General features: G+C 57.4%; 9 protein-coding genes and 2 pseudogenes. 6 read left to right on the plus strand and 5 right to left on the minus strand.

Features of this window, described 5'->3' with window-relative positions; translation table 11 throughout:
• Positions 1-1065: an ABC transporter ATP-binding protein gene (locus AGR2A_RS27065; RefSeq protein WP_080823646.1), complete on the plus strand. Its 1065-nt coding sequence runs from the start codon at positions 1-3 to the stop codon at positions 1063-1065.
• Between the two features lie 32 nt (positions 1066-1097).
• On the plus strand, positions 1098-1394 hold the full coding sequence (locus tag AGR2A_RS27070; RefSeq protein ID WP_080823647.1) for a YciI family protein: 297 nt from the start codon (positions 1098-1100) through the stop codon (positions 1392-1394).
• Between the two features lie 359 nt (positions 1395-1753).
• Here AGR2A_RS27070 and istB read toward each other — a convergent pair whose 3' ends face one another.
• The 3 genes and pseudogenes from istB to AGR2A_RS27090 form a co-directional block, all read right to left on the minus strand.
• Positions 1754-2647, minus strand: coding sequence for an IS21-like element ISRel5 family helper ATPase IstB (gene istB / locus AGR2A_RS27075; protein WP_037095010.1), 894 nt, complete (start codon positions 2645-2647; stop codon positions 1754-1756).
• Entirely contained in the window at positions 2644-4149 is a 1506-nt protein-coding gene (gene istA, locus AGR2A_RS27080) for an IS21 family transposase (RefSeq protein ID WP_125270226.1), read from the minus strand. Before istA ends, istB begins: the two co-directional genes overlap by 4 nt.
• A 172-nt stretch (positions 4150-4321) precedes the next feature.
• Positions 4322-5227: pseudogene (locus AGR2A_RS27090) on the minus strand (LysR family transcriptional regulator).
• 282 nt (positions 5228-5509) lie between these two features.
• Here AGR2A_RS27090 and AGR2A_RS30275 point away from each other — a divergent pair.
• Both AGR2A_RS30275 and AGR2A_RS27100 read left to right on the plus strand, forming a co-directional pair.
• Positions 5510-6142 carry a hypothetical protein gene (locus tag AGR2A_RS30275; RefSeq protein WP_286079604.1) on the plus strand — a complete coding sequence of 211 codons (633 nt, stop codon included), beginning with the start codon at positions 5510-5512 and terminating at the stop codon, positions 6140-6142.
• Positions 6143-6148: 6 nt separating this feature from the next.
• Complete coding sequence (locus AGR2A_RS27100) at positions 6149-7228, plus strand: XRE family transcriptional regulator (RefSeq protein ID WP_080823658.1); 1080 nt, start codon at positions 6149-6151, stop codon at positions 7226-7228.
• Between the two features lie 157 nt (positions 7229-7385).
• Here the strand turns inward: AGR2A_RS27100 and AGR2A_RS27105 are convergent, their stop codons facing one another.
• The gene (locus AGR2A_RS27105; protein WP_080823660.1) at positions 7386-9392 is read right to left on the minus strand and encodes an ATP-binding protein; all 2007 of its coding nucleotides are present in this window, start codon (positions 9390-9392) and stop codon (positions 7386-7388) included.
• 232 nt (positions 9393-9624) lie between these two features.
• Entirely contained in the window at positions 9625-10806 is a 1182-nt protein-coding gene (locus AGR2A_RS27110; protein WP_080823662.1) for an RHE_PE00001 family protein, read from the minus strand.
• Positions 10807-10820: 14 nt separating this feature from the next.
• On the opposite strand from AGR2A_RS27110, the pseudogene AGR2A_RS27115 reads away from it, so the two are divergent.
• Together AGR2A_RS27115 and AGR2A_RS27120 are read left to right on the plus strand one after the other, a co-directional pair.
• Positions 10821-11111: pseudogene (locus AGR2A_RS27115) on the plus strand (IS66 family transposase); the annotation flags it as partial.
• An 87-nt stretch (positions 11112-11198) separates the two neighbouring features.
• Complete coding sequence (locus AGR2A_RS27120; RefSeq protein WP_035226475.1) at positions 11199-11951, plus strand: IS6 family transposase; 753 nt, start codon at positions 11199-11201, stop codon at positions 11949-11951.
• Positions 11952-12083: the final 132 nt, after the last annotated feature.

Here is a 12083-nt window from a genome sequence, read left to right on the forward strand (position 1 = left end):
ATGGCAAGCGTTAGTGTTCGCAATATCGAGAAAGCCTATGGTGCCTACAAGGTATTCGACAAGGTGTCGGTGGATATAGACGACGGGCAGTTCGTCGTCCTGGTGGGACCCTCCGGATGCGGAAAGTCGACGCTGCTCCGGATGATCGCCGGACTTGAGGAAGTATCGGCGGGCGACATCGTCATCGGCGAAAAGGTCATCAACGACCTCCATCCAAAAGACCGCGATATCGCGATGGTCTTCCAAAACTACGCGCTTTATCCGCACATGAACGTCAGGGAGAACATGGGCTTCTCCTTGAAGCTGAGCGGAGTGGATCACGCCGAACGGAAACGCAGGATCGACCACGCTGCGTCAATTCTCAACCTAGCTCATCTTCTGGAACGCTACCCGCGTGAGCTCTCCGGAGGTCAGCGCCAGCGCGTGGCTATGGGGCGGGCTATCGTCCGAGATCCCAGCGTCTTCCTGTTCGATGAGCCGCTCTCCAACCTGGACGCCAAGCTGCGAGTGCAGATGCGGGCCGAGATCAAGGCCCTGCACCATAGGCTCAAGACCACTACGGTCTACGTCACTCACGATCAGGTCGAAGCCATGACCATGGCTGACAAGATCGTGGTGATGAACAACGGAACCGTGGAGCAAGTCGGCAAGCCGCTCGACCTCTATGACCGTCCAGCGAACTTGTTCGTCGCAGGCTTCATCGGTTCGCCTTCCATGAATTTCCTCAAAGGCACGCTTCGCCCCGGTGGAAAGGACATGTTCCTCACCGTGGAGGGTATCGAGCTCCCCCTTCCCGAAGGTCAGTCGACGTCTGTCGATCGCCCTGCGATCTACGGAATTCGTCCAGAACACCTTTCGGTTGACGATGAGGGCGTCCCGCTAGTCGCCGAGGTCGTCGAGCCAACGGGATCGGAAGTCCAGATCCTCGGGCGGGTCGGCCAGCAACCCTTCACGGGCGTCTTCCGTGAGCGCCTTCTGCCCGAACCCGGGATGAAGGTCGGCTTCCGCCCGATGCCGCAAAGCATTCACCTGTTCGACGGCGAGAACGGTCAAAGACTCAACTGAGATTCCACGGAACAGCGAACCAGGAGGCAGAAATGCTCTTTGTAGTCAGCGGGCGAGATAGACCCAGCAATATGGAGGCACGCCTCAAGTTCCGCCCGGGTCATCGAGCCCACTACGAGGCGCTCGGCGAGGACCTCATACTTTCCGGTCCGTACCTCGACGTAGAAGGCAACCCGATCGGAAGCATGATCATCATGCGCGCCGCCTCACAGGCCGACGCTGAGGCGTTCGCCCAGCGAGATCCCTATGTGGTCGAACAAGTGTTCGAGTTTCTTACCGTCTGGCGGTGGGACTGGTTCATGAACAGACCGGAGCACCTCGTCTCTTAGGAGGATCTTTAGATTCCGGATCGGCTTTTTGTTTAGTAGTGTCCTTCCATGTCTAGTAGGCGAAGATAGCGGTATATCGCACCAGCACGCGAAGGAGCGGATCCGCATGAAGACCTTGAAGGATCCGAAAGTCAGAGCCTCGAGTCGGTTTTGGTGCTGCTGGGTAATCCTTTGTCTCTGAGTCCATCAGAGCTGTTCGCGGCCCTGCTGAACACCATTCAGTTCCTGCCGAAGAAGCATTGTGGGATTCAGCCCTGGATCCGGCCAGGAACCCGTGCGTGGAGCTAAAGGGCTTCATAGGCTGGGTTCTATAGCGCGGCGATTAGGATGAGACGCGGGCGACAATCTGGATGAGATTCTTAGGTCGCGGTCGGGGTCAGATTATCATGCTGATTGTCGCTGACAAGTTCTTCGTCATTTTCTGATTGCCGCTCCGCGACAGACAGCGTTGAGGTCCTGATTGTCGCAAACGAAGCGGGTCGGCCTCGCTGGCGCTTTTCCTCAAGTGCTGCTCTGCGGCGATAGCTTTCGACATTCATCTCGAAGATCGTGGCATGGTGCACGAGCCGGTCGACTGCGGCGAGTGTCATGGCAGGATCGGGAAAGACCCTGTTCCACTCTCCGAACGGCTGATTGGCGGTGATCAGGATCGACCTGTGCTCGTATCGGGCCGAGATCAGTTCGAAGAGCACACTTGTTTCCGCCTGGTCCTTGGTGACGTAGGCGAGGTCATCGAGGATGAGCAGGTCGTATTTGTTGAGTTTGTCGATGGCTGATTCAAGCTGGAGTTCTCGACGGGCAACCTGAAGCTTCTGCACAAGATCGGTGGTTCGGGTGAACAGGACCCGCCATCCGTTCTCAATCAGCGCGAGACCGATGGCAGCAGCAAGATGGCTCTTTCCTCCGCCGGGCGGACCGAACATGAGGATGTTCGCTCCCTTGGCGAGCCAACTGTCGCCGGCGGTAATTGCCATGACCTGGGCCTTCGAGATCATAGGTACAGCGTCAAAGGCGAAGCTGTCCAAGGTCTTTCCAGGCGGCAGGTGCGCTTCGGCGAGATGCCGTTCAATCCTGCGATTTGCACGTTCTGCCAGCTCGTGCTCGGCAATAGCCGACAGGAATCGAGCTGCTGGCCATCCTTCCCGGTCCGCCTGCTCGGCAAATTGCGGCCAAAGCGTTTTAATTGTCGGCAACCGAAGTTCGTTGAGCATGATACCGAGCCGTGCTTCATCGATGGCGTGTGCGTTCTTCATGCGGCTTCTCCCGTCCCGATCAGGGCCTCATAACCGTTAAGCGATGCGAGTTGCACATGAACGGTCGGCAGCTTGGCCGGGTCCGGACCGAAGAGCGCTCGCATGGCAGCCAGGTTGGGTAACTCACCAGCATCGAGTGTCCTGGCCAATTCTTCGGCAAGTTCGCGTTCGCAGCCGCGGTCATGCGCCAGTGCCAGAAGCTCAACGGTGATCTTGCAAGCCTGCTTATCGGGAAGATGTTCGGTCAGGGCCTCGAAGGCCTTGCGATATTCTTCTCGCGGGAAGAGCTTGTCGCGATAAACGAGGCCACGGAGTGCCATCGGCTTTTTACGCAGGGAATGGATGACGTGGTGGTAGTTGACGACCTGGTCGTGTCGCCCGTCAGCGTGGCCACGTCCCCGGCGCAACGTCATCAGATGCGTGCCGCCAACGAAGACATCCAGCCGATCGTCGAACAGGCGAACTCGTAACCTGTGGCCGATCAGGCGGGACGGCACGGTGTAGAAGACCTTGCGCAGGGTGAAGCCGCCCGTCCGGGACACAGTGACAACAATCTCCTCGAAGTCCGTGGTCCGGCGCTCAGGCAGCGACTGCAGATGGGACCGCTCTGCATCGATACGCCTGCCATGGGCAGCGTTGCGACGGCTGACGATCTCGTCGACAAAAGCGCGGTAAGAACCGAGATCGTCGAATTCCTTGGTGCCCCGCATCAGCAGGGCATCGTGAACAGCGTTTTTGAGATGACCATGCGAGCTTTCGATCGAGCCGTTCTCATGCGCGACACCTTTGTTGTTGCGCGTCGGGGTCATCCGATAATGGGAGCAAAGCTGATCGTAACGGTGTGTGAGATCGACCCTGGCGTCGGCATCGAGGTTGCGGAATGCCGCCGACAGGCTGTCGCTGCGATGATAAAGCGGCGTACCACCCACGGACCACAGGGCATTTTGAAGTCCTTCGGCCAGCGCGACGAAGCTTTCCCCGCCGAGAATGACATGGGCGTGTTCGAAGCCCGACCAGACGAGCCGAAAGTGATAGAACAGATGATCAAGCGGCTGGCCGGCGATCGTTACACCAAGGCCGCTGGCGTCGGTAAAATCCGAAAGGCCCAGTCGGCCTGGCTCGTGCGTCTGGCGGAAGATGACCTCCTGCGCTTCGCCATTGACAGCACGCCACGACCGGATGCGTCGTTCAAGCGTACGGCGGATACCTTCAGATAGTTCTGGATGTCGGCGCAGCATCTCGTTGTAGACGGCGACGGCACGGATGCCAGGGGCGGCCTTCAGCAGCGGGACGACTTCAGTCTCGAAAATCGGCTCGAGGGGATCAGGGCGGCGACGTCCACGCGGCGCTTTGCTCTGAGATGGTAGGTGTACCTTCTTGTCGAGGCGGTATGCCGTGGCTCGGCTGATCGACGCTTTTGCCGCGGCGATCTCTACGGAATGCGTTTGTCGGTACTTCATAAAGAGTCTCATCTGATGATCGGTTAAATGGCGACCCGGCACAAACTGGTTCTCCAATCCAGAAAACCGCAAATGTACCGGACCGACCGCGATCTTGAGACGCCGAAAATCTGCGCCACGCCGGGGTATGACTACGATCGGGCTACGCCCTCACTTCGTCACACCCCGGCGCAAGTCTCATCCTGATTGACGCTGAATCTCACCTTGATTGCCGCTATGCAGGGTTCATTAGAAGGATCTCGGCACTCTGTTCCGTGACCGCCTCCGCGTAACGCGCGTTCACGCTTGCCGAACTTCCGCGCCGTTGCAGGAGGTATAACGTCCGGGTGACGTCAGGGTTGATGATGCGGCGTGCCACAAGGATTCCAGCTTTCACTTCGCGTGTCACGGTCCCGTATGGCAAAACGGCGCAAGCGACTCCGTCGGCGATCATCCCTTTGATCGCGTCCGTTGACTCGATCTAATAGGCAATGTTCAGAGGCAAGTGATATAGGTTCATGGCCTCCTTCAGCAGATTAATTATTTGCCCTTTATCGCTCGGTATCACAAAGGTGGCTTGCGCCAGATCAACCATATCGATTGGTGCGTCCGTTCCGAATGGCGACTTGGGGCTGGCGATAAAGAAGATCGACTCCTTCAAGAGAGGACGACTCTGAAGAGCCTTATGATCCGGAACATTGTACGCGAGCGCAATGTCGAGTTCCCGGCTTGCGACGCGCTCTCCAAGCAAGTGGCTCATATCTTCTACAAGATGCACCGATACAGTAGGGAACAACCGGCCGAACTGCTGCGCCAGAGCGCCAGCCAACACGGAAGACAGGCTTGAGGTCAAGCCGATCGAGAGGTGCTCTTTCTCGTTGGGCGCGAAAGAGCGCAAAGTCTTCTTTACACCCGCAACATCTTCCAGAAGCCTTCTCGCCTCACCGAGGAAGTAAGCTCCCGCAGGAGTGACCACAACGCCGCGCCGGCCCCGCTCCAAGAGCTGAACGCCGAGTTCTTCCTCTAGCGAACTGATTTGCGCACCAAGCGCTGGCTGCACAATGTTCAGTGCAGCGGCGGCTTTAGTGATACTCCCGAGCTCACAGATGCAAACAAATGACTCAAGCTGGCGGATGCGCACAGAGGCTCAGCTCCCTTGATCGAATGTGGGACCCGCATCAGTAACACAAAAGCGTTAGCTCAGTCAGTGACGGCATCTGAGACGCCTACCCCGCAAGCCCGGCTCTTGTGAGGTGATAATCCCAAACAAGAAGATGGCATCCGCTAATCATATGCGAAAATAAACAAAATCATAGGGGTTTTGCATATGATTGACGACATGCGCTGATGGAAGCCTGATGCTTGACCGCGTAACTTTTTTCCTTCACAAACGAGGCAACAAAAAGTTACGTGGAGATTCGGCATGGCTGCGGTGATCTATCAGGAAGCTCGCGACTGCGATCGCCGACTCTCACAGTATTTCAATTCCAATCGCTCGCAATGGGTCGATATCGTCAAGGCGATGGTTGCCGCGCGAGGCTCTTGCACTGCGCACAATCCCAAATCTTCTGCCGGCTTCTTCGCCTGGGACGCCGGGATCACGCGCATGCGCCAGATGTTCTGCCGGGAAGGCTGGAATGCCCTGGATGAAAGTGGCGTCGAACTCATCGTAAATCATGATTTCCGCCGCAAGGTGACGGTCATGAACGCCGACAAAGGAGTGTGCGATCCCCTGCGCTCTCCCCGCAATCGGACCGAAAAGGGCCCGATGGCGGAAAAAATTTCCGACCTGAACAACCAGCTTGATCTCTTCCGTCGAGACAATCCGCGAGAAGTCAGGCACGACATCTATGATCTCTGGCAGCTGTGTGTTTTCGACAATGGGAAAGACGTCCGGGCAGAGCTTTCTCGCCCTATTGAATTTCGGGGCGGTTTCTATATCGGCTATAGCGAGCGCATATGGATCATTCGCCCGGGCGAATGGGAACGGATTGCTGTCGAGATGCCGGCAGAGGACGACGGACAAGATTTCGACATCACCGTGCGCAGGAAGTAAGCAGTCATGCTCACACCTGGTCGCCTCAGCCTCGCTCGGAAACGGAGGGGGCTGACGAAGAAGGGATTCGCAGAGCTCTTGGGCGTAACTCCGCACACGGTGTTGCGCTACGAGAGCGGCGAGATAGCGCCTTCCCCCGAGACTCTGGAGCGGATCGCTAAAATTCTGAACTTTCCTCCTCCCTTTTTCTGCGCGCCTGATGTTGATGAAATCGTAAGTGATGCGGCGAGCTTCCGCAGCCTCACGTCAATGACTGCCAAGGATCGTGACGCGGCGCTGGCGGCCGGCACTCTGGCCTACCTCTTCTCCGATTGGGTGGATGAGAACTTCAGCATGCCAGAGGTATCGCTGATCGACTTGAAGGGTGAAAGTCCGGAAGTTGCCGCTCGCTCTCTCCGACAGGAATGGGGCCTCGGCGAGCAACCGATCAAGAACATGGTCCATTTGCTCGAAGCCAAGGGTGTGCGGGTCTTTTCGCTCGTCGAGAACACACGAACCGTCGACGCATTTTCAGTGTGGAGAGGCACCCGGCCCTTCGTTTTTCTTAGTACGGTAAAGACGGCCGAACATGGGCGCTTTGATGCCGCCCATGAATTGGGCCATTTGGTTTTGCACCGGCATGGAGGCCCGAGCGGCAGACGAGCCGAGGAGGAGGCAAATCGGTTTGCTTCCTCCTTCTTGATGCCGTCCGCGGACGTCATAGCGCGGCTGCCACGCATTCACACATTGAATCAAATCGTCGAAGCTAAAAAGCGATGGGCAGTGTCGGTCATGGCGATGATTTATCGCCTTCATACATTGGAGATCATATCCGACTGGCAGTACCGCATGTTCTGCATCCAAGCTTCAGACCATGGATACCGGACATCGGAACCATTCGGGGTTCAACGGGAACAATCGGTCGTATGGCAAAAGGTGCTGACCGCCCTTTGGAACGAACGGATAACGAAAACGGAAATTGCTGAGCGGCTGTCAGTACCGGCGGCCGAAATAGAGAACTTGCTTTTTGGGTTAGCGGGGGCCATTTCCATGACCGCCGAGAGGAACAAGCCTCCCGAACTGCGCCTCGTGTCTCGTTCGACTTGAGCATCTACGGATACCTTGCGTCCAACGAAAGTGGCTTCAACGAGGGCACTACCGAACTAACTGGTGTCGAGCGTAAATCCTCTGACCTCGCCCGCAGCGATCATGCCTCTTATTTCATCAGCATCATATTGCGGCACTCGCTTCCCCCTCTTTAATCTTACGCTGTCGCTTCCACAGGATCATCGACTTCTGTCCGAAGTCGCTGATGTGCTGCCGCTTGCGCCTCTGTAAAAAAGCTCTTCCCGGAAATGCCGGCGCGATCGAAGAATGCCTGGTTTCTCTCCCTCGCGTCATTCAGGAGAGTGTCCCATGCGATCAACTCTATCGACCCCTTGAACCCGGAACGTGGCTGATAAAAACGACCACGACCATCCGCCGTGCGATCCCGGGAGTAGGTCCAATCGTCCATTTTTCCGACGATGTCCGCGACGATGAAGCAGTAGAAGACCGTGTCGTCCTTGAGCTTTATAGGACGGCCCCTAACGTCCAGCTTGCCCCCCTCCAGCAACCTTCGAACGTAGCGCTCGACCTGATGCTGTGGGTTTTCATCGTCAGCGTAGCCGGTACGACCTGGACGTTTGAACTCGACCAACAGAACACGGGACGGATCATCGGTTTGGCGAAGTCCATGCACATGGTCGAAGATCAGCACATCGGGACGTTCATCACTCTCGACAGCGCTCGAGAGGTTCTGGAATTCTTCATCGGAACTAAAATATTGGGCAAAGGTCAGCCGCTCATCGATGATCCAGAGGTCGTGAGATGCGGCAGGAACGACCTTTCGTGTTCCATCGCCCAACGTATTGACACGCAATGGGCAGATGAACGAATGCAGGACGACCTTCGGGCGGACGATGTATTCCGCAAGGCTTTTTTGCTCAGTCTCCTCGATAGCCTTGCTGGCAGCCTCGATTGCGCTAGCGAAGGTGTGCACATCGACGGAGGGTTCTTTCAGTCGCTCGAGCACCGTGCGAATTTTCTCAGCTTGCCTCTGGTCTCGCCGGTAGCGTTCACGGGAAAGGTGGCCGAAGATGGCGTCGTCGTTCAACTCACCGGAGGGGATCTTCTTCTGCAGTTCGTCAACGTCTCCGAAAGCCACCGACGGGTATGACTCCGCGATTGCCTTAACCCGCGTACGCTGATCGAGACGAAGAGCGGTCAGGGGCTCCGCAAGAAAGGCCTCAATATGGGGCGTGCAGACTTCGTTGACGATTCGGTCCAGGATAGCGTCCTCGAAGACGAACTTTGTGCGCTCCTGATTCACGTTTCGGTCTAGGAAGTCGCCTGTGAGGACAGCGTGGAACACTCTGTCCTCATTCGGGCCGAAGTATTTCAGGCCGAGCTTAGCGTCGATCTTGTGTGAATGCACGGTTCGGTCGTGTGCGATAAAATGAACGAAATGCGAACCTTGCAGATCGGCGCTGGCGACCTTGTCACATTCCATGAGCGTTAGCGTCAGCGGTCCGTAGTCGGCGGTCGGAATATCCTTCACCGTCGTCCTGCGATGGATGATTGAGTTGATTTCCTCTGGGTAATGCCGTGTCTCGTCGCCACAATGAACCGTTATTCTCGGTGACCGAGACCCGATGAACGTCGGCAGAAAATGCGAGGTGAAATGCTGAAATATGAAGGCTGCCCGCCCAGGAAATTTGGCACGATAACCGTTGTCACGCAGACCATCGAATTCCACCGTCATGCCTGTACCCGCGTTCCGATCCGCGACGCCTCCTTCCTCGTAATCCTCAATCTGGTCGGTCAACGACAGGACAAAACGGAAGCGCCGGCGCTTGAGGGTATCATCTTCGGTGAAGAGACTGGACACCGTGGTTCTTTCAAAGCAATCAAGCCACAGAAGTCGACCTACGCCTTTCCCACCACGAGCAATCTTATTGTCGGTGTCGGTGGTCGTGAATGCCTCGTAGTTCTTTCGGTCCAGGCCTGTTCCATTGTCCTCAACGACAATCTTAACGTGGGCCTGCTTGCGTGCAGTAACAATGTTTACGATCACCCGGCCGCTGTTGGCAACGTCGTCTCGAAAACGGTCCTGCGTGCTGTGAATTGAGTTGCTGATGGCTTCAAACAGCGGCTGCATAGCATCTGCGGTATTCGCAGGCTTCGGTAGTCGCTCGATTCTTTTGACAAGATTGCTTTGAAGCGAAGCCATCTTTTCCCCCCAGGTAGCGATACAGCTTATGCGTCTATTTGGTGATTGGGCAACGCCGTCGACTCGTCACTAACAGTATTCTTCTCATGGACTAACGATTGATGCATTGCTCCGGTAGGTTTTGCAGTCATGGTTTAGTCGGGGGCCAGTCGCATGATATCGATATTGGGACCGGAGTTAGTTCATCACCGATCAGCACGCGGTGTCGGAGCTGCATCTGGTTTCGAACATCCTATATCACCCCCCACGCCCGAAACCTCCCCCTCCCCGTCATCTCGCGCAGGCCCAGCTCCAACACAATCCGCCGCGCCCCTTGCGGCGTCACGTCAAGCGTCTTTGCCACCATCCCGGCCGACACCAATGGCTTCGCCATCACCAGCTCGACCAACTCCGGCAGTTTTGAAGACGTTCGTCTTCCCGCCAATTTGCGTTCCATCATCTGCCGAGCAAGCGCCAGCCGGTCATGCTCTTTTAGTCCGATCTCGGCTGTTGCGATCAATCCCTGCGCGATCGCCAGCAGCCGGGTTTCGCGGTTGCGATGACGGCGGCGATCGACGGGAATGGTTTTCAGGCCGAGGTTGATGGCGGCGAGGTGGCCACCTGATGTGACACCACCCTGGCGCAGGAGGGAGGCCGCCAAGAGCCGGCCCATCCAGCCGGCGTGCTGCAGCACACCGATCTCGTTCCAGGCATCCAGCGCAACGATTACCTGCAGCACCGCCGGAAACTCTTGCACCCCGCGCAGCACCACCCGCCATTCCTCCAGCCGTTCATCCTCGTCCCAGTCGAGATCGTAGACGAGAGGGTCGCGTTCCCGGCCGGCGCCCGAGCTTGGAGCGCTTTTGGCGGGACCTGGCTTCCTGGCCTGTTCGATCGTCGCCTCCGAACGCGCCAGCAGGGCATCGATGGCAGCGAGCTCGGCATCCAGGACGTCCTCGCCAGCCTCACCGTCCACGTCACTAACCTCCGCCCCCTCCCCTCCCCCATCAGCCACTTCACGCGCGGTGGGCTGGTCGGCCACGCCAGCGCCCCCATCTCCCAAAGATGCTGCAGGCCACGCCTGCCGCAGGCCGCGCAGGCCCTCTTCAGACAGAGCCCAGGCGGGTGGATGGTCGGCGATGCGCCGGCGGGTTCGTAAAACGTCGCGGGCGATGGTGAGTTCGTGGGTTGGGGTGCGGATGTCTCGGAGAGCGTCGTGGAGGACGAGGTCTTCGAGGTGGACGAGTTCGCCGTCGATCCAGAGGGATGCGCAGGCGTCGGTGAAATGTAGCCGTTCGATCCAGCCCTGCCCGACGGGGGAGCGGGCGGTGCGCTCGTCGAGACGTGCGAGAGCGCTGCTGGCGTCGGCGACGGGTTTTAGCAGTAACTGGAGCAAATCCGGTGGCAGCAGGGATTCCTGTTTCTTGTAAATCATGATTCACTTCCTTGATGACGAAGCGCCGCCTGCCCATGGCCGAGCATGCTGACACGCTGTCGCTGAAGGCGCTGCGAGAGCTCTTGACCGGTCTGGTGGAGCGGGCTGGTCGGGCAGACGCCCGGATTGAGAAGCTCGAGGCGGAAAACCAGAGGCTTCGTGAGGAAAACGAGCAGCTCAGGCTCGAAAACACCCGGCTGAAGGTCGACAACCAGCTTCTGCGCGATGAGATTGCGCGGCTGAAAAACCTGCCGCCCCGCCCGCCCTTCAGGCCTTCGTGCATGGAACGGGCAACGAGTGACAAACCGGGGGCGTGTCGCAAAGTTTTTCGTTAACGCTGACTTGAGATTTCGGTGATGAAAAGGCGCTCCGATTTGTTGGAGTGCGGATTTATGATTCTCAATGCCATTGTCGAAAAGCTGAAGCGCCGGTCGAAGGACGATTTCAAAGGACGGCAATTCGAGGCATGGCTGATTATTCAGGCGGTGTCGTGGTATTTGCGTTACCCGTTGAGCTATCGCGATCTGGAAGAAATGTTCAAAGAGCGCGGTTTCGACGTGGATCATAGCAGCATCAACCGGTGGGTTCTGGCCTATGCGCCGATGATCGAAAAGCGGCTGAGACGCTTTCGAAAGCCGCATTGTGGTTCAATCCGGATCGACGAAACCTACATCAAAATCCGGGGCCAGTGGCGTTATCTTTATCGCGCCATCGACAAACACGGCAATCCGGTGGACTTCCTGCTGACCGCAAGGCGTGATCGGGATGCCGCCAAACGCTTCTTCCGCAAGATGTTGAAGGACGAACCGTTGCTCTCACCCGGCAAGATCGGCACCGATGGCGCTGGAACCTTTCCGCCTGCAATCAAGAACGGTGTGGAGGAAAGGCTTCTCCCGCCGGACCCGGTCCATTACGTCACCAAGCATTTGCAGCAAGGCATTGAAAGCGATCACTTCCGGGTGAAGAAGAACATGCCCAAGGTGGGCGGCTTCCGAACGTTCAACACCGCGAGGCGAACGATCGCCGGGTTCGAAGCCATGCTGTGGCTGCGGAAGGGCTTCGGCTTTTCCGGCGGCTGGTCTGTCAACGACCAGAATGATCTCATCGCATGCCTCTTCGGACTTCAAAAAGTTAACAAAGCATGAAAATGCAGCCCGTTACGGCATGACTGCGCCCGCCGAAAAACTTTGCGACACGCCCGTCAAAATAGCTTCCGTACGCTGTCGCCACTCTGAGAAGGTCGAAACGCTTTCCGAGCAGAAGACTCGCAGCTTATG

This window comes from Agrobacterium genomosp. 2 str. CFBP 5494 (assembly GCF_900013495.1).
Classification (GTDB): domain Bacteria; phylum Pseudomonadota; class Alphaproteobacteria; order Rhizobiales; family Rhizobiaceae; genus Agrobacterium; species Agrobacterium pusense.

Bases quoted from the DNA above. Each gene is read 5' to 3' on its own strand.
- AGR2A_RS27065 (WP_080823646.1), top strand. From the start codon at position 1: ATGGCAAGCGTTAGTGTTCGCAATATCGAGAAAGCCTATGGTGCCTAC.
- AGR2A_RS27070 (WP_080823647.1), top strand. From the start codon at position 1,098: ATGCTCTTTGTAGTCAGCGGGCGAGATAGACCCAGCAATATGGAGGCA.
- istB (WP_037095010.1), bottom strand. From the start codon at position 2,647: ATGAAGAACGCACACGCCATCGATGAAGCACGGCTCGGTATCATGCTC.
- AGR2A_RS30275 (WP_286079604.1), top strand. From the start codon at position 5,510: ATGGCTGCGGTGATCTATCAGGAAGCTCGCGACTGCGATCGCCGACTC.
- AGR2A_RS27100 (WP_080823658.1), top strand. From the start codon at position 6,149: ATGCTCACACCTGGTCGCCTCAGCCTCGCTCGGAAACGGAGGGGGCTG.
- AGR2A_RS27105 (WP_080823660.1), bottom strand. From the start codon at position 9,392: ATGGCTTCGCTTCAAAGCAATCTTGTCAAAAGAATCGAGCGACTACCG.
- AGR2A_RS27110 (WP_080823662.1), bottom strand. From the start codon at position 10,806: ATGATTTACAAGAAACAGGAATCCCTGCTGCCACCGGATTTGCTCCAG.
- AGR2A_RS27120 (WP_035226475.1), top strand. From the start codon at position 11,199: ATGATTCTCAATGCCATTGTCGAAAAGCTGAAGCGCCGGTCGAAGGAC.